Below are 22,760 nucleotides of genomic sequence, written 5' to 3' on the forward strand. Positions count from 1 at the left end.
ATCATGGATAGAAGACAGTTTTTACGTGGCAGCGGTGCCGTGCTGGGGGCGGCGCTCTGGGGTGGTGTAGCTGATAAGGTATTGGCCCTGGGGGGCACGGAAATCCTGGCCCGCCAACCCTGGGCCAAGGGCTTTGATGGTGTGGAGCAGGACCTACCTTTGCTGGAAATGACCTGCAGCGGTGACTGGCCCAGGAGCCTCGAAGGCAATTTGTACCGCAACGGTCCGGCGCGCTTCAGTCGCCAGGGTTTTCACTATCGGCACTGGTTCGACGGTGATGGCATGGTGCAGCAATTCCGCATTCAGCAGGGGGGCATCCGGCACCAGGGGCGCTTTGTGCGCACCCACAAGTTCCAGGCGGAGCAGGCTGCCGGCCGCTTCCTCTATAACGCGGCCGGCACCGCCGTGCCCGGTGCCTTGCCGGTGCGCAACAATGACGATGCCAACGTGGCCAACACCGCCCTGTTGCCACGCAACGGTGAATTGTTGGCACTGTGGGAGGCAGGCTCGCCCTACCGGCTTGATGGTGACAGCCTGGAAACTCTGGGTGTCAAGAGCTTTGGTGACAAGTTCAAGGGATTGCCCTTCTCGGCCCACCCCTTGGTGGACGGTGTCGGTGGTTTGTGGAACTTTGGCTGCTGGTATGTGGGCGGTGACAAAGACCTATTGTTGTACCACATAGCCCCGGATGACAGCGTGGCGGCCATGGAGGTCATCAATCTGCCCCAGGCCGGCTATATCCATGCCTTTGCCCAGAGTCAGACCAAGCTGCTGTTTTATGTCTCCAGCTGTGTGTACGAGGAGGGCGATACCTATGTGGGCTCGTTCCGCTGGCGCCCTGAGCTTGGTGCCAAGTTGCTGGTGATCGACAAGGCGGATCTGAGTCGGCAGCAGTGGCGGGATCTGCCACCCGGATTTGTGTTTCATTTCGGTCAGGCACTGGAGTCAGAGGGTGAACTGCTGTTGCAACTGAGCCTGTATTCGGATTCCGCCATACTCACCCGGGGTATGCAGGCATTGCTGACCGGCCAGGTGCGGGAGCAGAGCCCGGATGCCGAGTGGGCCACTATACGTGTGGGGCTGGATGGCAGCGGAAAGTTGCAGGGCGAACCCGCCATAACGCGTTCGGGCATTCACATGGAATTTCCGCAATTTGAGGCCAGCGCCACGCCGACGCGGCTGGAAACCGTGTTTGGCATAGGCGCCTCTGACCACAGCGCCTCCGGGCTCAGCGATACCCTGTATGCCATGGGGGGCAACGGCGAGCGCAAGCAATGCTATCTGGGGCCGGATCGCATTTTGGAAGAACCCCTGTATCTGCCCGCGACCCCGGAGCGGGCAGCCATGGTGTTGATGACCTGGCTCGATTACCGGCAGGGCCGCACCGGTCTGTCGCTGTTCAGTGCGGCCGACATCAGTCGGGGGCCCATTGCCGAGGCCAGTATGGACAGGGTGCTGCCGCTGGGGTTTCACGGCTGTTTTGCTTGAGTAATAAGCATTAACAAGCTGATAAATAAAGATATCAACTTATCTTTTAGCGCTGTGTATCAAGCTTGATTCCAGGGCCTGGCCCCGGGATTAATTTGCTGTTTTATGATCCATGTCAGATACATCTTTTAATTTATCACATAAGATGCATTAAAAATGTTGGTTAATTTGGTCAGGGCTATTCGAGCTGTGGCCATGAAACGATGAGGATCACACATGAAAAATACCGCGATGATTATCCTGGCAGCCCTCTTGTCCCTGCCCGCAGTGGCGGCCGATGCCGAAGCTGGCAAGGCCAAGGCCGCTGTTTGTGCCGGTTGCCATGGCGCCGACGGCATTTCTTTCACGCCTTTATACCCCAACCTCAAGGGCCAGAAAGCGGCTTACCTGGAAAAGCAATTGCATGCCTTCAAGGATGGCAGTCGTACCGATCCTGTGATGGGGCCCATGGCCGGTCCTTTGTCCGATGAGGACATCAGCAATTTGGCGGCCTATTTCTCCAGCCTGAAATAAGTCCAACCGGCGGGCATCAGTGATACCCGTCGGTTAATTTATTGTTTCTCAATTGTCAGTAAGTTGATCTGTGTCACTGCCAGACAAGGCTTCAAGTTTTAGTGTATTTAAGATGACTCTTTTCAAGTTCAGATTGGAGTCCGGGTCAGCTTGAAAGGATTTCAATGTGAACCAAGGTAACAGGCGTGTTGGTCTGACGCTGCAATTTTTGATGTTTTTCCTGCTCAGCCTGCTGGCTGTGCCCAGCCATGCCTTGTTTGTCAGCCAGGCCAAGGACCCCAAGCCCCTCATCACCGAGATTTTTCCGTCCGCCACATCGGTATCCGAAAAGCAGGGCGAGGTGCCGGTATGGACCATACTCAGGGATCAGCAGGTATTGGGCTATGCCTTTGAAACCAATGATATAGCACGCATTCCCGCCTATTCGGGTGAGCCGGTCAACATGCTGGTGGCCATTGACCCCCAGGGAAAATTCCTCGACGCCAGGGTGCTGGAGCACCATGAGCCCATCATTCTCGCCGGCATTCCCGAAAGCAAACTGTGGGACTTTATCAGCCAATACAAGGGGCTGAGTGTAAAAGATCAGATTAAAATCGGCGCTGCCACCCGGGATGAACATCTGAGCATAGATGGTCTCTCCGGTGCCACTGTGACCGTGATGGTGATGAACCAGGCCATTACCAAGGCCGCCACCAAGGTGGCCCAGTCCCTGGGCATTCTGGCCAAAGATGTGGCTGCGTCCCGGCCCAAGGCCAGCATCAAACAGGATCTGTATGAGGTCGCCAATTGGCAGCAGCTGACCGGTGACGGTTCCATTCGCAAGTTATACCTCGACCGTGGCGCAGTCGACCAAGCCTTTGTCGGCACCGAAGCCGAGCATGTGGATGAGGCCGATGGGGCCCATAAGGCCGACAGCTTCGCCGAGATTTATTATGCCCTGGCCGATGTGCCCTCCATAGGTCGCAACCTGTTTGGGGATGCCGACTACCAGTGGTTGATGTCCATGCTTGAGCCAGGTGAGCACTATTTGGTGCTGCTGGGGAACGGCTATTCCTTCAAGGGTTCGGGCTATGTCCGTGGCGGTATCTTTGATCGCATCCAGCTGCATCAGAACGACAATGCCATTTCCTTCCGGGATCTCGACCATAACCGCATCAGTGATATCTATATTGCCGGTGCGCCAAGCTTCAATGAGATGTCGGTATTCAAAATCGGTGCCCAGCAGGAGTTCGACCCCGGCAGCAGTTGGGAGCTGGAGCTATTGGTCAGGCGGCAGTTGGGCGCAATTGACAGCATCTTCAGCAGCTTCAAGGCAGGGTATGACATACCTGAGCGTTATGTTGATATCCCCCAAATAGCCGAACCTGAGCCGGAACGTACCCTGACCCAGCAGATTTGGCACGACAAACGCTATGAGGTGTGGATCCTGGTGGCCTTGATGTTGGTGCTGCTGCTGATCCTCTTCTTCCAGGATGTGCTGGTGCGCCATCCCACCTTTATCCATAACCTGCGCCACGGTTTCCTGGTGGTAACTGTGGTGTTTATCGGCTGGGCCTGGGGTGGTCAGCTGTCCGTGGTCAACGTATTCACCTTCCTCCATGCCCTGATGCGCGATTTCTCCTGGGACTTGTTCCTGATGGATCCGGTGATCTTCGTGCTCTGGTGCGGCGCCGCCGTCACCATGTTGCTCTGGGGCCGCGCCGTGTATTGTGGCTGGCTCTGCCCCTTCGGTGCCCTGCAGGAGCTGGTCAATACCGTCGCCCGCTATATCAAGTTACCCCAATTCGAGTTGCCCTACGCTGTGCACGAGCGGCTGTGGGCAATCAAGTACCTGATCTTGCTGGGTCTGTTTGGCCTGTCGCTGGACTCACTGGCCATGGCCGAGCAATTTGCCGAGGTGGAGCCCTTCAAGACCACCTTCCTGCTCAAGTTTGACCGCGAATGGCCCTTCGTGGCCTGGGCCAGCTTCCTGATTCTGCTGAACCTGTTCAATCGCAAGACCTTCTGCCGCTACCTGTGTCCCCTGGGGGCCGCCCTGTCGGTGGGCAGCAATGTGCGTCTGTTCAACTGGCTCAAGCGTCGTCCCGAGTGCGGCTCACCCTGTAAGACCTGTGCCAAGGAATGCGAAATCCAGGCTATTGCCCCCGATGGGGTGATCAATATGCGCGAATGCCATTACTGCCTGGATTGCCAGATCACCTACTTCAATGACGAAAAATGTCCGCCATTGAAAAAGCAAGCTTATAAAAACCGTCGCTTTGAAGAGAATCCGATCCCCACCCGGGTGACCGAGGCCTGACAGCGACAACAAAGCCATCGATAGCAGATTATCGAACCAGACGGAGACACCAAGATGCATAGAAGCGATGATGAACAGCAGGCACAGGGCCTTGAAAACGCCGGCCGCCGCAGTTTTATGAGCAAGACCGCCCTGCTTGGGGCCGGTGCGGTAACGGCCCCCATGACGGCGGCGATGTTTGCCTCCATGGCCAAGGCCAATGCCGCCGAGGCCGCCAACAGCCCCATTCGCCACCCCGGCGAGCTGGACGAATACTACGGTTTCTGGAGTGGTGGTCACTCGGGCGAAGTGCGTATCATGGGCTTGCCCTCAATGCGTGAGTTGATGCGCATTCCCGTGTTCAATATCGACAGCGCCACCGGCTGGGGCCTGACCAATGAGAGTAAACGCATCAAGGGTGACAGTGCCCACCTGATGGCCGGTGACTCTCACCATCCGCACATGAGCATGACCGACGGCCGCTATGACGGCAAATACGTGTTCATCAACGACAAGGCCAACTCCCGCGTGGCCCGTATTCGCTGCGACGTGATGAAAGTCGACAAGATGATCACCATTCCCAACGTTCAGGCCATTCACGGTCTGCGGGTGCAGAAGGTGCCATATACCAAGTACGTGATCTGTAACGGTGAGTTTGAGATCCCCATGAACAACGACGGCAAGTCGTCCATGGAAGATGTCAGCACCTACCGCTCGCTGTTCAACGTGATCGATGCCGAAACCCTGGAAGTGGCCTTCCAGGTCATGGTCGACGGTAACCTGGACAACACGGATGCCGACTACGACGGCAAGTACTTTGCCTCCACCTGCTACAACTCCGAAATGGGCATGACACTGTCGGACATGATCGCCTCCGAGCGTGACCATGTGGTGGTGTTCAGCCTGGAACGCTGTCTGGCGGCACTCAAGGCCGGTGATTTCAAGACCTACAATGGCAATAAGGTACCCGTGCTCGATGGTCGCAAGGGTTCCAAGCTGACCCGTTATATTCCTGTGCCCAAGTCACCACACGGTATGAACACGTCGCCAAACGGTGAGTACTTTGTGGCCAACGGTAAGCTGTCCCCCACAGTGTCAGTGATCTCCATCAAGAAGCTCGACGACCTGTTCAACGACAAGATCCAACCCCGTGATGCCATAGTGGCCGAACCCGAGCTGGGCCTGGGCCCCTTGCATACCGCCTTTGATAACCGTGGCCATGCTTACACCACGCTGTTCCTCGACAGCCAGATTGTAAAGTGGAATGTGGAAGAGGCTATCCGCGCCTATCAGGGCGAAAAGGTTAACTACATCAAGCAGAAACTGGACGTGCACTACCAACCCGGTCACAACCATACCTCCCAGGGCGAAACCCGGGATGCTGATGGCAAGTGGCTGGTGTCCCTGTGTAAGTTCTCCAAAGACAGATTCCTGCCCGTTGGACCGCTGCGCCCCGAGAACGATCAGCTGATCGATATCTCCGGTGACGAGATGAAACTGGTACACGATGGCCCAACCTATGCTGAGCCACACGACTGCATCATAGTGCACCGCAGCAAGCTGAAGCCCAAGAAGCTGTGGACCCGCGATGATTCCATCTTCGCCGACACTGTTGCCATGGCCGAGAGGGATGGTGTTAACCTGATGGCCGATAACAAGGTGATCCGTGACGGTAACAAGGTGCGTGTTTACATGACCTCCATCGCGCCCACCTATGGCATGACCGAGTTCAAGGTTAAGCTGGGTGACGAAGTGACTGTGGTGGTGACCAACCTGGATCAGGTGGAAGACGTGACTCACGGCTTCTGTATGACCAACCACGGGGTGCAGATGGAAATTGGTCCCCAGGCCACCTCTTCCATCACCTTCATCGCTGACAAGCCCGGCGTGCAGTGGTACTACTGCAACTGGTTCTGCCACGCACTGCACATGGAAATGCGCGGTCGTATGTTGGTAGAGGCCTAAAGCGCTACGGCGGCGTGTCTGGTCCACGCCGCCGATTTCTTTTTCTCCAGACTGAGGCAACGCCATTCGCCAATGCTGAACCGGATCCTGATTTTCCTGTGTCTGCTCGGTTGCACCTTGGGTGCATCGGCCGAGACCTGGCACCTTACCCCGGACGACGAGCTTCAGGCTCGCCTGGATTCCGCCGCCGACGGCGACACCTTAATACTTGCCGACGGCATATACCGCGGCAACTTTGTGATAAAACACGCCATCAGCCTCAGGGCCGAACACCCTCACCAGGCCGTTATCGATGCCGGTGGCCAGGGGCATGGTCTGCTGTTAACCCACTCGGACGTTGAAATTACCGACCTTGCCATAGAGCACTGGGGCCGGGATCTGACCGCCCAGAATGCCGGCATTTATTCGGATCAGGGGGCGAGTAACCTGGTCATCCGCAATAACCGCCTCAAGGGCGACGGTTTCGGGATCTGGCTGCAAAAGGGTCAGCAGATCAAGGTGCTGGGCAACCATGTGCGTGGCAATACCGAACTCAGATCATCCGATCGCGGCAACGGTATCCAGCTGTCGATAGTGCAACAGGTGGAGGTGGCCGACAACGATGTGGCCGAGACCCGCGATGGTATCTACATTATTTCCAGCCAGAACAACGTGATACGTAATAACACCATGCACGACCTGCGTTATGGTATCCACTACATGTATTCCCACAGCAATCAGGTGCTGAATAACTATGCCCACCACACCCGGGCCGGTTATGCCCTGATGAGTTCCCGGCTGTTGACCGTCAGCGGTAACCTCACCGAGGAAAGTGAGGACTATGGCTTCCTGATGAACTTCATCACCTCCTCCACCATCAGTCACAACCGCATTAAACAGGTGTGGACCAAACCGGAGCACAAGGCGCTTGGCCGTGAGGGCAAGGGACTGTTTGTCTATAACTCGGGTTACAACAATATCAGTTTCAACCGGGTCGATACCGCCGAGATAGGCATCCACCTGACCGCGGGATCGGAAAATACCCAGGTGTACGGCAATGACTTCATCAATAACCAGTTGCAGGTAAAGTATGTGTCCAACACCCCCCAGGAATGGAGCCAGGATGGTCAGGGTAACTTTTGGAGCAATTACCTGGGCTGGGATCTCAACAACGACGGCCACGGTGATACCCCCTTCGAACCCAATGACGGCATAGACAAGATTGTCTGGCAATATCCCCAGGCCAAGGTGCTGCTGGACAGCCCGGCGCTGCTGTTGCTGCGCTGGATCCAGAAGCAGTTTCCCGTGCTTAAGCCCGCCGGAGTGAAGGACAGTTTTCCGGCCATGGGCCCAATCAATGCATCCAATACAGAGGCGGGCCTGACCTTGGCCGGCCATCAGGAATGAAACCATGAGCAAAGCGATAGTGTCACTCACTGGCATTGGCAAGCGCTACGGCACCCTGCAGGCGCTCAGCGGCATTGGGCTGCAACTGGCCCCCGGTGAGGTATTGGGTCTGTTCGGCCATAACGGTGCCGGCAAGACCACCATGATGAAGATTATCCTCGGGGTGCTGGCACCCAGTGAGGGTGAGGTCAGGGTATTCGATGTCGATCCCCAGTCCAAACAGGCCTGGCAGGGGCGGCGGCAGATAGGCTATCTGCCTGAAAACGTCAGTTTTTACGATCAGCTGAGCGGCCGACAGGTGCTGAGTTATTTTGCCCGCCTCAAGGGGGTGGCCAAGACCGAGGTGCTGCGGCTATTGCAGCAGGTGGGTCTGGACAAGGCCATGGACCGTCAGGTCAAAACCTACTCCAAGGGCATGCGCCAACGGCTGGGCTTGGCTCAGGCCTTTCTCGGCGATCCCAAACTGTTGCTGCTCGATGAACCCACAGTGGGCCTGGACCCCTTGGCCACCGCCGAGTTCTATCAGGCGGTGGACAAGCTCAAGCAGGATGGCGCCAGTATCATACTCTGCTCCCATGTGCTGCCGGGCGTGGAGCAACATATCGACAGGGCCATGATCCTCTCCGGTGGCCGGGCCCTGGCGCTGGGCACCCTGGAGGAGCTGCGCCGTCAGGCCAGCTTGCCGGTGGCGATCCGCACCAAAGGACTCAACGGCACGCTTGGGAAAGACAGTCGTTTCCAACCCTACATGGTCGACAGCAACAGGTTGTTGGTGACCGAAGAGCAGAAACTGGCGACCGTGCGGGCGCTGCTGGAATTTGAGGCCCTGGAAGATCTGCAACTGGAGCCCGCGGATCTGGGGCAGTTATATCAGCATTATTTGGGCGCGACTGCCCGGGAGACACTATGACTCAGAGTCCGGTATTGGCGGTCGCCATCAAGGAATTTCAAGATGGGCTGCGTAACCGCTGGCTGTTGTCCATTACCCTTATTTTTGCAGTGCTGTCCCTTGGCCTCAGCTACTATGGCGCCGCAGCATCGGGGACCGTTGGCACCCTGTCGCTGTCGTCCACCATCGCCAGCCTGGCGAGCTTGGCGGTGTTTCTCATACCGCTGATAGCCCTGCTGCTCGCTTACGACAGCTTTGTGGGGGAGCAGGAGTCCGGCACCCTGCTGTTGCTGCTGACCTATCCCCTGAGCCACAACCAGTTGCTACTGGGCAAATTTATCGGTCAGGGGACCATTATCAGCCTGGCGACGGCCTTGGGTTTTGGCAGTTCGGCACTGCTGCTGGCACTGCAAACCCAGGTTGAGGGACTGCTGCCGGCCTTTGGCCTCTTTATTCTGACCGCGGCCCTGCTGGGCCTGTGTTTTATTGCCCTGGCCTATGTGATCAGCCTGTCTGTGAGCGAAAAATCCAAGGCCGCCGGATTGGCCTTAAGCCTCTGGTTTGCCTTTGTATTGGTATTCGATCTGGCGCTGCTGGCCCTGCTGGTGGGGGTGAAGGATGGCCTTGATCAACAGTGGCTGATCCAGATCATGCTGCTCAATCCGGCGGACCTGTTCCGGCTGATCAATATGGCGGCCCTGGACACCAGCGATGTGAATGGGGTGCTCGCCGTCGCTATCAACAGCAGTTGGTCGGTGCCGTCCCTGCTGGCGCTGATGCTGGCCTGGGTCTTGGTGCCCCTGGGACTGGCCGCGCTGATTTTCAATCGCAAAAGCTTATAGTTGTGACACTTCAAGGGAAAGAAACATGAAAACAACCGCTAACCTCTTTCGTCTGCGCCCCTGGTTGGCGGCGCTGTTGAGCGGCGCCCTGCTGGCCGGCTGTGGTGGTGAGCCCCAGTCCCAATCCCAGCGTTTGCCGGTGGCGCTGGAGCGGGGCGACGAATGCCATCTGTGCGGCATGCTGATAGGCACCTTTCCCGGTCCCAAGGGGGAGCTTTACACCAAGGACTCGGATCGGGTGAAGAAATTCTGCTCCACCCGGGATCTGTTCAGCTTCCTGCTCGACCCCGAATACCTGCATCAGGTTAAAGAGGTCTATGTGCACGACATGGGCAAGTCTCCTTGGGAGAATCCGGCCGATGACAGTTTCATCGATGCCCGCAGCGCCTGGTATGTGCTGGGTTCGACCCGTGATGGTGCCATGGGCCACACCCTGGCCAGCTTTGGCACCGAAGCGGCCGCCCGCAGTTTTATGGAGCGTTTTGGTGGCGAGGTGTATCGCTTCGAGGAGATCAGGCTCGACATGCTTTAGTCGCCACCACCCAATACGCAAGGCACCCAGTGGTGCCTTTTTTATTGTCATGACAGTGGCTTGGGCTCCTGCAAGCGGCAACTCATCTCCTATAATGTGAAAACAATCAAGTCGCTCTCGCGCTGGAAATTGTACAAAAGTGTACCGCGGCGGGGGTTAATGCTGGTGCTGTTTGTAAACAATTGATACAAAGCTCGGAGATTCATTAGGAATATTTGATGTTTAATTGCTGTTTTTCCTTATGGCGGCGCCTGGTACCGGCACTGCTGTTGTGTTTACCCCTTTTTGGTACCCAGGCCCAGGAGGTCGCTGCAAGCAGCGGCAAGCTGTCGCTCGCCCTCGGCGTGGGTCGCTACAACTCTATGATGTATCAGGGCCAGGACGTGCCCCTTTATCTGTTGCCCCGTTGGTCCTATTACGGCGAGCGCTTCTATGTAGAAGATCTCAATCTTGGTTTTAATTTGCTTGAAAGCGATTCTTTTTCCTGGGATTTGACCACCAAGCAGAGTTTCGATGCCCTGATGTTCCGCCAGGATAACTCCCTCAATGATTCCCTGCTGGCCGGCCTGACCGCCGGCAATGTGCTGTTGGCCCTGCCATCCTGGGAAGCGGATCCCAAGGCACTGTTTCACCTCAAGGATCGCCATTTCAGCTACCTCGCCGGCAGTACCCTGTTTTGGCGCCACGGTGATTGGCAGTTCAGTTCGGCGCTGCACGCCGATGTCAGCAATGTTCACGGCGGTCTGGAGTGGGACAATCAGCTGCGTTACCTGACCAAACTCGGCCCTCTGGACGTGGCCACCACAGTGGGTGGACGCTGGCTCGACAGTCACTACAGCAACTATTACTTCGGCATCACCAAGCTGGAGACCAGCAGGGTATGGAGCAGCAGGCCCGATGCCCAGTGGCTGCCGTCGCTGAAGCTTGAGCTGTCCTGGCCTCTGGATGAGGATTTACGTCTGATTGGCAGTTGGCGCCGCGAATGGCTGTCCTCGGCTTTCGACAACAGCTATTTCCTGGCCAGCAAGACCCACGATATCTGGTTTATCGGAGTGATGAAGACATGGTAAAGACCTGGCTAATCTCGCTGACGCTGTTGTTTGGAGGCCCTTTGGCCGCCGAACCGCTGTCGTTTGAGATCTTGCCCAGGGTCTGCATTACCGCCCCCGACAGCCCCTGTCGCATGAATGTCAGCGTCAGTTGGCAGGCGCCACAGCTGGCCTGCCTGGTCGATGCGACGCGGCCGGAAGAATATATTCATTGCGCTGATAATCTGGATGATTTCCCGCTGGAGCTGGATCTCAGCCAGGATGCCGAGTTCAGTCTGGTGGACCCGGGTACCCATCAGGTGCTGGCCAAGCAGCGTATCGATTTATTAATCAAGGAGAAGCCGCCGCTGCAGGAGCGACGCCTTAGTTGGAGCCTGTTCTGATGTCTGCCCATATACTGCTGCTTGAAGATGATCCCGAACTGACCCGGCTGATAAAGCTGTGCCTGGAAAACGAAGGCTACATGGTCAGCACCTGTGCCAACGCCAATCGCGCCGAATTTATCTTGCAGCAGCAACAGGTGGATCTGCTGATCTGCGATGTGATGTTGCCGGGCCGCAGTGGCTTTGACTTTGTCAGCGAGATCCGCAGCCAGACCCAGTGTCCAATCCTGTTTATGACAGCCAAAACCTCGTTGCAAAATCAGCTCCATGGTTTGTCGCTGGGGGCCCAGGACTACCTGCTCAAACCCATAGATCCCAGGTTGCTGCTGGCAAAGATCAAGGTGTTTCTCGGGCGCCCCAAACCGACGGAAACAGCCCAGACCCAATACAGCCAATTCAATCTTTCTCTGAACGCCCTGACCCGCAGGGCCGAACTCAAGGGCCAGTTGTTGGAGCTGACCACGGCGGAATTTCAGTTGCTGGAGGCCCTGTTGGCCCACTTTGGCACCGTGGTCAGCCGGGAGTTCCTGTTCCAGCGGCTGCTGGGCCGCAGTTATGACGGTATGGCTCGCACCATGGATGGACGTGCCTCCAGGTTACGCAAAAAATTGCAGGCCATAGACGATAAATGGAACGTGCAGACCTCCTGGGGCGAGGGCTACTACCTGTCCTACGGTGAGCCCGAGTTGTGATGAATCCCCTGCTGCGTTTCAACGCCGTACTGATAGCCACGGTACTGCTGCTGGCCCTGAGTCTGGGCCAGGTGTATCGCTGGTACGGCAGTGAGCCCACCCCCGTGGTGGATGCCGAATACGTGCTGCAGGCGGTGGAGCAATTGCAGCACAGCCACAGATCGCTGCAATGCCAGATGGATAACGGCATTGGCTGTGGTGATGCCCTGTTTGTGGAGTACCCTGCCGGGTACTGGGGTGGCAAGCTGGACGAGGCCCAGGTGTTTGCCATGCGCGACAAACAGGGGCGGCAGATGCTGTGCCGCCATTCCGAGTCTGACAAAATTCTGTGCATCAACAACCTCAAGTCGCCGGACAAGCTGGAGCACGGGCTGGATCTGGCCTATGTGTTCTACCTGGCACTGTTCCTGGTGATTTTTCTGCTCAGTCGCAATCTGTTCCGTGACATAGAGATCTTGCGTCGCTCGGCGATCTCCGAAATCAAGTTCGGCAAGTTTCCAGCCTTCTCCTTAAGCCCCAAGTCCTACCTGGCGCCGCTGGCCCAGTCACTGCGCAACATGACGGCCAACATTGAACAGCTGAACCAGTTCCAGGCCGAGGTGGCCGAGACAGTGTGCCATGACATCAAGACGCCCCTGGCGCGAATAAAGTTTCTCAGCCATCTGATGACGGCGGACAACCTGGATACCTCGCGTCAGCAGCTGAACAACAACATTGCCGATATCGAAGACAATATTTACGACTACCTGTCGCTGGCGGAAAACGAGTACAGCGAGGTGGGCAACGAGCGCACCGAGTTGGAACTCGGCGCCTTTATCAAGGATCTGCTGGCCCAGGTGCCGGCAGACAACGACATTGCCATTGAGCTGCAACAGCCTGCGCCCATTTCCGCCTGGCTCTACAGTAACCTGATGAAACGCCTGGTGAATAACCTGCTTGGCAATGCGCTGCGTTTTGCCAAAAGCCGGGTGCTGATCCGCTGTGAACGGCAGGGGCAGCACCTGCTGCTGGCGGTGGAGGACGATGGCCCCGGCTGGGACGCCGCCGAAGGAAGCGGCGGTGATGGCCAGCTGGCACATCACAAGCTGGGCCTGTCGATAGTGCGGCGGGTGGTAGAGAAACACCAGGGCCAGATCCGGCTGCAGCCCTCCAGCCTTGGTGGGGCCAAGGTTTTGATTTTACTCCCCTTGATAACACAGTAGCTCCATTCCCCGTGGCCCTCTTTCCGGGCCTTCTTTCCGGGCTTTCTTTCCGGGCCTTCCGTCGGGAAACATTCCTTTTTCCTCGCTTTTCCGCCCTTGGGGTGGACCGCAAACCTGGCCTCGGGGGCCGGTGATTTTTTTGCATCACCAAGCAAATGATTTTGGCAGCAAAAGTTTAACAAATGTCACCAAATGTACACTTTTGGACAGTTTCGCAGGTACTTCTGCCTTAGGGTATCGCCTGGGGAGGCAAACCCAAAAACCCGAATCCACTCCTCCAGGAGAACTAGAATGAAACTGAAGTCCCTTACTGTGGCGACACTTGCGGCGCTGTATGGCGCCGGTATGGCATCGGCCATGCCCACGTCGTCGACAAACGTGTCTGCCACTGGCAGCAAGGGTGGCGTTGTACTGCAAGCCATCACCAAAGAAGAATTAAGCCGGCCCAAGCGCGTTTCCGACAAAGCGCCCCAAACCAATAACGCTATCCGTCCCATGCCCGGCGGATTGAACCAGCAGCATCAACCCGCATCGGCCAAGGCCAAGTTTGTTGAAGAGCCTAATCGCAGCGGCGAGGATGTGTACATAGTGCGCCTGCGGGACTTGCCGCTGGCCACCTACGACGGTCGGGTTAAAGGTTATGCCGCCACCGCCCAGCAGGTGATCCGTAACGAGATGGCTTCCCAAACGCCTGTGATGCAACAGGGCAAGCAAAGGATGCAAAAGGCGGCTGCCGTCGACCAGGCCCAGGTGCAGGCGGTGCAGCAATCCAGAGTGGAAAGCTACCGTCAATACCTGAGCGCCAAGCAAAATGACGTGCTGCAACAGGCCCGCAGCCAGGGCATACAAAACCCGGTGCGCGCCAACTACACCAACGCGGTCAACGGTTTCTCCATCAAGATGACCCAGGCCCAGGCCAAAGCCCTGGCAGCCCTGCCTCAGGTACAGTTCATCGAACGCTCCACCATGCAGCAGATCCAGACCGACCGCGGCCCGACCTTTATCGGTGCCGATCAGGTGTGGACCGGCAATACTGTCACCGGCCTGCCCTGGAAGGGTGAGGGCATAGTGATGGGTATCATAGATACCGGCATCAACTCGGATCATGTGGCGTTCGCCGATATCGGCGGTGACGGCTACGATCACACCAACCCCCTGGGCGACGGTAATTACCTGGGCGACTGCGCCACCGGTAAGCTGGTTTGTAACGATAAGCTGATTGGTATTTACAGCTGGCCTGTGATCACCGACACCTACCAGGGCCTGGCCCCGGCCACGGGTGAGGACATCCAGGGTCACGGCAGCCACACCGCGGGTACCGCCGCCGGTAACTATGTGGAAAACGTGCCCTTGCTGGCCCCCTCCCTGGGGGATGGTGACGGTGAGCCCCTGGGGTTCACCTTTGAGTCCACCTCGGGCGTGGCACCACATGCCAACATCATTGCCTATCAGGTGTGTCTCCCGGAAGATGGGTGTCCCACAGAGGCGATCCTCAAGGCCTATGAACAGGCCATTGCCGACGACGTGGATGTGATTAACTTCTCCATCGGCGGCGGCGAGCAATTCCCATGGGAAAGCGCTACCGAGCTGGCCATACTCTCGGCCCGTGAAGCCGGTATTTCCGTGGCCGTGGCCGCAGGTAACTCGGGTGGTGATGCCCATAACACCTTCTTCGGCAGCCTGGGACACAGTGCGCCCTGGGAAATGGTGGTGGCCGCGAGCACCCATGACAGGGTGTTGCACAAGACCAACAACCTGATCTCCTTTAGCGGTGGCAACTCCACCCCTTATCTCTACATAGATCCCAACTCCAGTTGGGGCGATGATATCGCCGGTTACTCGGTGGACAGCATCAGCCTGGGTATTCCCGTGAGTGCCGCCGATTATGGCGATCCCCAGTGTCTCAACGCCTTTGCCCCCGGCACCTTCAGTGCCGATCAGGTGGTGGTGTGTGAGCGCGGAACCAATGCCAGGGTCGCCAAGGCACACAACGTCAAGGCCGGCGGAGCCGGTGGCTTTATCCTCTACAACCAGGCCTGGTACTCGGGCATTACTCAGGAAGAGCAGAGGCTGTATGACGATGCCTATCCGCTGCCGGGTATCCATGTGTCCAACTACACAGGCAACAACATATTGAACTGGATGAATGACGGCGCCGCCGAACATTTCATCAACATTACCGGCGGTTCCGTGGACCGTAGCCTGGATCCCGCCAAGGGTGACATGCTGGCGGACTTCTCGTCCCTCGGTCCTTCCATGACCTACAAGCACCATATGGCGCCGAACATTGCTGCCCCCGGGGTGGACATTCTCGCGCCCTATGCCGATGAGCATCCAATGGCGCCTGGCTCAGCTCAATCCCAGGACTGGGCCATCATCAGCGGTACCTCCATGGCCAGCCCACATGTGGCCGGTGTCATGGCCCTGGTGCGTCAGGCCCATCCGGACTGGACTGCTGCCGAGGTGCAGTCGGCGATGGAAATGACCGCCTCCCAGACTGTGCGCCGTGACGTGGATCAGTACAATCCCGACGGTTTCCCCGCCACCCAGCACCGCACCGGTTCCGGCCGCGTGGATGCCCAGGCGGCGGTCAATGCCGGTCTTATCATGAATGAGACGGTGGAAAACTTCCGTCTGGCCAACCCATCCATGGGCGGCGATGTGCGCCAGCTCAACCTGCCACAGCTGGCAAACAGCAACTGCCGCGGCGGCGTCTGCTCCTGGGTGCGAACCGTGACCGCTACCCGCGATGGCAGTTGGACTTTGAGTGCCGATCAGTGGGTCTATGACCGTTGGGTCTCCACCTATGACGGCGAGATCGACATGCACAATGCCAAGATGGAATTCTTCCCGGCGAGCTTCAGTCTCAAGGCCGGCGAGAGCCAGAGCATAGTGATCAAGGCCGATATTACCGACATTCAATACCAACACGATTCAAAACTTTTGGGTGCAGGCCGCAGCCTGGATGGGGTGGAGCTGTGGACCAGCGTTAACCTCACTGCCTCCGACAGCAGCATACCCAAGTCACATTGGCCCGTGTCCATCAACTTCGACCATGGCGGTCTGCCGGAAGCGGTGAATGTTGAGGTCCACAGGGACAACGGCAGCTATCGCATCGCCGATCTGCCACTGGGTGCCAGCAATGACCTGGTGTACCGTGGCCATGGTCCGGTCAAGGCCGATATCATGGAAGTAACCCTGCCCCAGGACAACAACCACAGGCCTATCTACTCGGACGGTGATTATGCTCCGGGACATAACCAGGTGACCCTGTTCAATGTGCCCGAAGACACTGCCCGCTTTGTGGTGGAAGTGCTTGAACACACCAAGGACCCTGGCTTTAACAAGTACATGCGCGAATTGGGTGGCTCACTGGCGATTCACATAGGCCGTGACAGCAATGGCAACGGCGAGGCCGATTTCGATGAGGAATGGATCTGCTCCTCCACCACCCAAATCGAACTTAACCGCTGCAGCCTGACCAACCCGGATGCAGGCCAATATTGGGTCTTGTTGTCCAACACCAGTAAGAATATGAGCGACTGGGACCTGGACCAGGGGCCGGATCCCTGGGGTTACTACGGTATCACCAGAGAGCAATTGGTTGACAGTTACAGGGTTGCCATGGCCTTGGTGCCAAGCGATGCCAGTGGCCTGACGATCGAAGGCCCGGCCACCTCGGATGGCAGCCTGGTTGACCTGGATCTGAACTGGAACCTGGATAACCTGGCCGAAGGCGATGTGGCCTATGCCGGTGTCGATATCGGCAGCAGCGCAGCGCCCGGCAGCATAGGCTTTATCCCTGTGCGCCTTAAGCGTGGCATGGATGACGTGACCGTCAACAACAACCAGAGGGTTCGCGGTGGCGATATTGTCGACGTGACCGTACACGTGGTGGAAAACAACACGGGTACCGATCGCGACTTCGACCTCAGCACTGTTATTCCCGCGGGACTGACCCTGGTGCCGGGGTCGGTCAAGGTCAGCAGCCTGGAGCAGGAAGCAAACCTGAGCGTTGACGGCAACACAGTGCGCGTTGCCGGGGTGCAGCAGGATTCCGGCAACTGGGATCGCAGCTACAAGGTGACCACCAATGAAACCGACGCCCTGTGCCGGGTACCGGCCTATGGTCGCAATGACAGCGGCTTCGTCGGTCTGGCGAAAAACTACGGTTTCATGCCGGCCATAGGTGGCACCATGGTCGATGCCTCCGGCAGCTGGGATTATGATGCCACCGTCGGTGAGTGGGTCTACACCAATCCGTTCGAGATCCACATGGCGGATTACTGGGGCGCAGATGGCCATATGAACCTGTTCCATAACGAGGATTATATGAGCTATGACCGCTTCATTGTTTCGCCTCAGGGCTTTGTGACCTTCGGGCCTGAGTGGGGAGCTGCCAGCCACTTCATCAGCCAGAAGTTCCCTTACTACATGAACCCCTATGGCCCATTCGTGGCACCGTTCTGGCGTGGTTATGCGGACCCCGCAAACATCGGCTTCTCTATACCTGTCGATGTACTGGGCGCGCCACTGGAACAAAACCTGTTTGAGCCCTGGAAAGGCTCGGGTATCGCCCTGGCGTATGCCGGTGATGACTTCATCATAGAGTGGGTTAACGCCCGTACCCAAGGTGTGGAAGCCAGCTGGTTTGGCACCTATCCGACGGGTGTGGAGCAGAACGACCGCTATACCTTTGATCTGATCATGAACAAGGGTTATCGCTACGGCGCAGGTGAGTTCGAGTTTGTGATGGCCTATGGCGACATGGACTTTGCCGATCAGGGGGATTACGGTTCCATAGGTGTGCACGGCAACTATGGCCCGCTGGATGTCTTTGGTTATCCCTATGGTCAGGAAATGGGGGTCAGTGCCGCCTATAACGATCTGAAGGAAGTGACCACGGCCAACAAGGTGATCTGCTTAGACTACACAGGCCCGGAAGCAACCCAGTTCGACCTGAGCTTCCAGGTGCGTGTGGCTGAAACCGCCGCCGGTCAGACCCTGACCATGGACGTGGTCAGCGACGTCAGCGGTATGGGACAGAAGGTGATAGCCAATGCCATCCAGGTGGCCGGTAACATCACTCTGGCGCCGTTCAACGCCATGACAATCGCCGAGAACACCAGTGCCGATGTGACAGTGGCCTACGCCGACGTTGATGCCAATCCGAACCTGATTTCCGTCAGCGGTGAGCACATCAGTGCCCTGGTGCATGGCAACAGCGCCGGTTCTACCGTGACCATCACCCCCGATGCCAACTGGCATGGTGAAACACAAGTCAGCGTAACAGTGGCCGACAGCGTCAACCCCACTGATGCCACGACCCAGAGCTTTATGCTGACCGTGACTTCGGACGGTATCGAGCCCGGTTGTACCGATAGCGCTGCCACCAACTATGATGCCAACGCCAATCAGGATGACGGCAGCTGCACCTTCCCGGCGCCGCCTGCCGCTGAACCTGCCAAGGACACCTCCAGCGGTGGTGCCCTGGGCTGGCTGGCACTGCTGTTGGCACCTGTTGCCATGGTGCGTCGCCGCCGCCTGCACTGAGCTGCAATGCTTGGTTTAATGCAAGCTGCATGAGTCGCGGTTAACGCAAGATAAAACGGGTCCCTCGGGACCCGTTTTTTATTGGCTTAGGCCTTGATGCTCACCCCATGGGCCGGTTGTTCACTGCTGATGAATCAGGGGAGCCTGCTGGGCTGTCTGCTTTGACGCTTCATCCTGCGCCAGCCATTGCCGCAGCCATTGCTGCTCCACTAGGCCGCTCTTGCCTTTCCAGTTGCCTTTCTCATCGATAAAAAAGGTGCGCGGCAGCTCGCCGTACCAAGCGGGGTCGAGCAGGAAGCGCCCCTGTTGCTCCTGGCCATCGGCAAAACTGAGCTGTGGCAGGGCAGTCAGTCCCAGTTGCGCCAGCACTTGTTGTTGCTCCTGCTCCCGGTCGGCGTCGGCATCTGTGTTGATCAGCAGCAGACGTTCGCGGTCAACCTGTGGCAGCAGCGACTTGAGTTCGCCAAGTTCCCGAATACAGGCGGGGCAGTCGAGGCTCCAGCAAATGCTCACCCAGCGCTGGCCCGCCATGATGGCGGCCCTGGCATCCAGGCTTTGGGCCGTCAGCAAGGGGGCCGCGGTCAGGGAGCCGGACAGCAGCCAGAGTCCAAGCATCAGGCCGCGGCGGATCATGGCAGCACCCGGAAAAAGTGGCCCAGTCCGGGTCTGTGCCAGGAGACATAGGCCTTGCCGTCGTGGGTCAGCACAAAGGGCCGGTCGCTGCCGAGCTGGGAGCTGGCTAATTGACGGGCGGGACCGAAGAGGGCGCCGCCATCGCTTGAGCCTTGCCACCAGAGCTGTTGTTCGCTGCCGTTATATTCGGTCCACACCAGATCCACTCTCTGCCCCTGCACCGCCAGATGTGGGTGGGATGCCAGTTGCTGGTTATTGCCGACCTTGAGCGGCGCACTCAATTGAACCCCGCCATCGTCGGAATAAGCGTAAAAAATTCCCTGACCCTTGCGCCCGGCATTAAACCAGGCCAGGTGGTAACGTCCTGCGTCTGAGATGCCCAGGGCACCGCCCTGGTGCGGGCAGCCGTCGAGCTGCCAGTCATCGAAGGACACCTGTTGTGCTGTGGCGCCTTCCTTGAGCCGCAGCAGGGCAAACTCGCGTACATTGTCCGGATACAGGTGGCGCCACAGCAGGGCCTGGGTGCCGTCGGGCTCCTTGGCGAATGCCAGGCGGCAACACTGGCAGGTGCCGCGCACCAGTTCACTGTTGAGAAATTGGCTGTCGCCGCGGCGCAGATTGCCCCTGGCAAAATAGACGGCCGACCCGGCAGCGGCGTTTGGATCCAATGCCTTGGCGCGGCTGTCGAGCCACACCAGACTGATGTCGCCGTCTGGGCTCACCAGCATTTCGTTGAAGGAGTGGCCGGCAACAAGCTGGTCATCATTGATGGTTTGGGGCCTGGTGAAGTGAGCTCCGCCATCGGCCGAGTAGCTCAGGCGAATATCGGCGCTGTACTTCTGCTCCCTTGCCATGGCCCAGGACAGGTAGAGGCCGCCCTGGCCATCAAAGCCGAGCTTGGGGCGATTTTCACCGCGGGTGGAGATGGCCTCGGGCTCGGCGTTGACCTTTAGGGGGGCACCGAAGTGGACACCGGCATCGGTGGAACTGTCGAGGTACAGTTGCTGCTCGCTGACCCAGGCGCGCCACAATCTGCCATCCGGGCCGAAGGCGGCGGTGACAGTCTCGGCGCAGCGAATGTCACCGGCCGGGCATTGGCTTTGGGGTTGCGCAGGTGCCTCCTGATGCTGATGTGCCTGCGCCGGCATCAGGGCCGTGGCCAGTGCCAGCAGGGCCGTGGCCCTGATAGAGGTAAGGGTTACCATGAGACGTCCACTCCCAGATACAGGCTGCGGGGGGCGCCGGGGTTAATGTTGGCCTTGCCGTAGCTGAGGGCTGCCGACTGCACATAGTCCTTGTCCCACAGGTTGGTGGCACGGGCGTTGATGGACACCCTGTCGTTGATCTTATAGCGGGCCTTGAGGTTGGTCAGTTGATAACCCTCATAGCGACGGCTGTTGGCGTCATCCATCCAGTAGTCACCTATGGCCTGCCACTCCAGCATCAGGCTCAGGCCCTCAAGGGCATCCGGATTATAGCGGGCGCGGACATTGGTGATGTATTCGGGGGCATTCATCATCTGATTGCCGGTGATGGGCGGGTAGTCATCAAACTCGTGACTGGCGCGGGTAAAGGCCAGCGACAGCGCCAGTTCACGGGTGGCCTGCCAGTCGGCGGCCAATTCCACGCCCTTGTGGATCACCCGGGTGGCATTGACCTGATAGCGGAAGCCGAGCTCGCTATCGAAGGCGTTGACTATGCCGTCGTCCACGTCCATGTAATAGAGCGCCAGATCCCAGGACAGGGAATCGAGGTTGGCCTTGTAACCTAGCTCATAGGTGTCGGAGATCTCGGGTTTGAGGTTCGACAGGCCTTCGATGCTGTCCTTGGTGGTGATGTGGTACAGGCTGCCGCTGGTGGGCAGGCGGAAGCTGTTGGCATAGCGCAGGTACAGGCTGCTGCTGTCGCCGAGGCGATAATTGAGGCTGGCCTTGGGACTTAGGTGGCTGAAGCTGTCCTCCCGGTCGGCAATGCTGAGCTTGCCGTGGCCTATGTCACCCAGGGCCGCGAGATGGTTGTGATAATCATAACCGGCGTAATCAAAGCGGGCCCCCAGGGTCAGGGTCAGGTTTTCCGTCAGCGGTCTTTGGTGCTGCACATAGGGCGACAGGCCCAGGTAATCTGTGCTGTCGTCATAGAAACGCTCCCCGGCCACAAAGCTGTCGGGCTTGTAGCCGCCCACAGTCACATCCAGGGGTTGGAACGAGCTTTCATCACCGACCGAGTATTCCAGATCGGCGCCGACCGTGGTTTCGCTGTCATCGCCGTGCACCCAGTTGGCCAGGGCCAACAGGCCTGCGCTGCGCACCACACTGTCCACCATGGGCATATTGGCGTTCCAGGTGGCCGTGTAGCTGTTGGTGTTGCGGCGCAGGTAGCCGATCAGCGAGTAATTGGCATCGCCGCTTTGCTTGTCCCACTGGCTTGAGAGGCGCAGATAGTCGCTGCGCCGGGTCGGGTCAACCGCCAGCACGGCATCGCTCAGTCCAGACTGGTTGCGATCCTGCCGGTATTGCTCCTCGGTAAGACCGGCGGCCATTTCCTGCTCCAGGGTTGAGGCCGACAGCAGGGTCACCAGGCGTTGATTGGCGTCGATTTCATATTCGTGGCGGGCGTTGACTTCGGCTCTCTGGGTAGCCGTGTGCTCCTGCCAGCCGTCGCTTTCCTGGGCCGAAGCGGAAATGCGCCAGCCCTTGCCGGCCTCGGGTTTGCGGTTGTAGCCCAGCTGCAGCTTGTGGAAGTTATCGCTGCCGAGCATCAGGCCGCTGTCGAGGCGGTTGGCGTCTTCCACTTCATCGGAGAGCACATTGATGGTGGCGGCCACGGCACCGGAGCCATAGAGGGCGGTACCGGCGCCCTTGATCACTTCGATGCGGCCCACATTGGTGTTGAAACTGGACCACCAGAGGCCGTTATGGTTGAAGAAGGCCGGTGACTGAATGGGAATATTGTCCTGCAAAAACAGGTAGTAGCCGCTGGTGTTCATCGGCATGCGGATGGCGGTCTTGTGTCCCTGTCCACCACCAAGCTGATCTATCAATACCCCGGCGACGCTGTTGAGGGATTCGGCCGGGTGCTGGCCCTTGTCCAGCGCCAGCTCGGACTTGCTGATGCTGTCCAGGGACATGGCCAGATCCGTGTCCACATTCTGCTTGCGGTTGGCCGTGATGCTGATGCGTTCCATGACCGGGCTGGCGATGGCCATGGTGGAGGTTGCGCCATCCGGTGCGGTCTGTACCTCGGTGTTATCTGTTGTTGCCGCGGCGGAGGTGGTCAACAGCGCCAAACTGAGCAGCGAAGGGAATGTATTCATGGGCAGCCTTTCCTTGTGAACCTGGCCGCATTCTAACGCTCA

At 58.2% G+C, this 22,760-nt stretch carries 16 protein-coding genes; 13 read left to right on the top strand and 3 right to left on the bottom strand.

The features are described from left to right. Nucleotides 1-3 precede the first annotated feature (3 nt). The 13 genes from JYB84_RS02090 (at nt 4) to JYB84_RS18485 (ending at nt 18,772) form a co-directional block, all read left to right on the top strand. A complete protein-coding gene (locus JYB84_RS02090) occupies nt 4-1,488 on the top strand; it encodes a carotenoid oxygenase family protein (RefSeq protein WP_207321805.1) in 1,485 nt (494 codons plus the stop codon). 216 nt (nt 1,489-1,704) lie between these two features. Beyond that, the gene (locus tag JYB84_RS02095) at nt 1,705-2,001 is read left to right on the top strand and encodes a c-type cytochrome (RefSeq protein WP_207321806.1); all 297 of its coding nucleotides are present in this window, start codon (nt 1,705-1,707) and stop codon (nt 1,999-2,001) included. A gap of 211 nt (nt 2,002-2,212) precedes the next feature. After that, nucleotides 2,213-4,300, top strand: coding sequence for a transcriptional regulator NosR (nosR, locus tag JYB84_RS02100; protein ID WP_207323065.1), 2,088 nt, complete (start codon nt 2,213-2,215; stop codon nt 4,298-4,300). Between the two features lie 54 nt (nt 4,301-4,354). Then, entirely contained in the window at nt 4,355-6,244 is a 1,890-nt protein-coding gene (gene nosZ, locus JYB84_RS02105; RefSeq protein ID WP_207321807.1) for a TAT-dependent nitrous-oxide reductase, read from the top strand. A 72-nt stretch (nt 6,245-6,316) separates the two neighbouring features. Continuing rightward, nucleotides 6,317-7,630: a nitrous oxide reductase family maturation protein NosD gene (locus JYB84_RS02110; protein WP_207321808.1), complete on the top strand. Its 1,314-nt coding sequence runs from the start codon at nt 6,317-6,319 to the stop codon at nt 7,628-7,630. Between the two features lie 4 nt (nt 7,631-7,634). After that, on the top strand, nt 7,635-8,540 hold the full coding sequence (locus tag JYB84_RS02115) for an ABC transporter ATP-binding protein (protein WP_207321809.1): 906 nt from the start codon (nt 7,635-7,637) through the stop codon (nt 8,538-8,540). Next, on the top strand, nt 8,537-9,361 hold the full coding sequence (locus JYB84_RS02120; protein ID WP_207321810.1) for an ABC transporter permease: 825 nt from the start codon (nt 8,537-8,539) through the stop codon (nt 9,359-9,361). Before JYB84_RS02115 ends, JYB84_RS02120 begins: the two co-directional genes overlap by 4 nt. Nucleotides 9,362-9,386: 25 nt before the next feature. Beyond that, the gene (locus JYB84_RS02125) at nt 9,387-9,893 is read left to right on the top strand and encodes a nitrous oxide reductase accessory protein NosL (RefSeq protein ID WP_207321811.1); all 507 of its coding nucleotides are present in this window, start codon (nt 9,387-9,389) and stop codon (nt 9,891-9,893) included. A gap of 218 nt (nt 9,894-10,111) precedes the next feature. Then, nucleotides 10,112-10,963, top strand: a complete 852-nt coding sequence (locus tag JYB84_RS02130) for a MipA/OmpV family protein (protein WP_207321812.1) — start codon at nt 10,112-10,114, stop codon at nt 10,961-10,963. Beyond that, on the top strand, nt 10,957-11,325 hold the full coding sequence (locus JYB84_RS02135) for a DUF3019 domain-containing protein (RefSeq protein WP_207321813.1): 369 nt from the start codon (nt 10,957-10,959) through the stop codon (nt 11,323-11,325). Before JYB84_RS02130 ends, JYB84_RS02135 begins: the two co-directional genes overlap by 7 nt. Then, entirely contained in the window at nt 11,325-12,017 is a 693-nt protein-coding gene (locus tag JYB84_RS02140) for a response regulator transcription factor (protein ID WP_207321814.1), read from the top strand. The genes JYB84_RS02135 and JYB84_RS02140 overlap by 1 nt, the downstream gene beginning before the upstream one ends. Continuing rightward, nucleotides 12,017-13,219, top strand: coding sequence for a sensor histidine kinase (locus JYB84_RS02145; RefSeq protein WP_207321815.1), 1,203 nt, complete (start codon nt 12,017-12,019; stop codon nt 13,217-13,219). Before JYB84_RS02140 ends, JYB84_RS02145 begins: the two co-directional genes overlap by 1 nt. A 291-nt stretch (nt 13,220-13,510) precedes the next feature. After that, complete coding sequence (locus JYB84_RS18485; protein WP_207321816.1) at nt 13,511-18,772, top strand: S8 family serine peptidase; 5,262 nt, start codon at nt 13,511-13,513, stop codon at nt 18,770-18,772. Nucleotides 18,773-18,892: 120 nt separating this feature from the next. Here the strand turns inward: JYB84_RS18485 and JYB84_RS02155 are convergent, their stop codons facing one another. Genes JYB84_RS02155 through JYB84_RS02165 form a run of 3 tightly spaced genes read right to left on the bottom strand, consistent with a single transcriptional unit; the run spans nt 18,893 to nt 22,718 of the window. Beyond that, a complete protein-coding gene (locus tag JYB84_RS02155; RefSeq protein WP_207321817.1) occupies nt 18,893-19,405 on the bottom strand; it encodes a TlpA family protein disulfide reductase in 513 nt (170 codons plus the stop codon). Next, nucleotides 19,402-20,610: an exo-alpha-sialidase gene (locus tag JYB84_RS02160; protein WP_207321818.1), complete on the bottom strand. Its 1,209-nt coding sequence runs from the start codon at nt 20,608-20,610 to the stop codon at nt 19,402-19,404. Before JYB84_RS02160 ends, JYB84_RS02155 begins: the two co-directional genes overlap by 4 nt. After that, nucleotides 20,604-22,718, bottom strand: coding sequence for a TonB-dependent receptor (locus JYB84_RS02165; RefSeq protein WP_207321819.1), 2,115 nt, complete (start codon nt 22,716-22,718; stop codon nt 20,604-20,606). The genes JYB84_RS02160 and JYB84_RS02165 overlap by 7 nt, the downstream gene beginning before the upstream one ends. Nucleotides 22,719-22,760 lie beyond the last annotated feature (42 nt).

Origin of the sequence: Shewanella cyperi (assembly GCF_017354985.1) — a bacterium.
Lineage (GTDB): Bacteria > Pseudomonadota > Gammaproteobacteria > Enterobacterales > Shewanellaceae > Shewanella > Shewanella cyperi.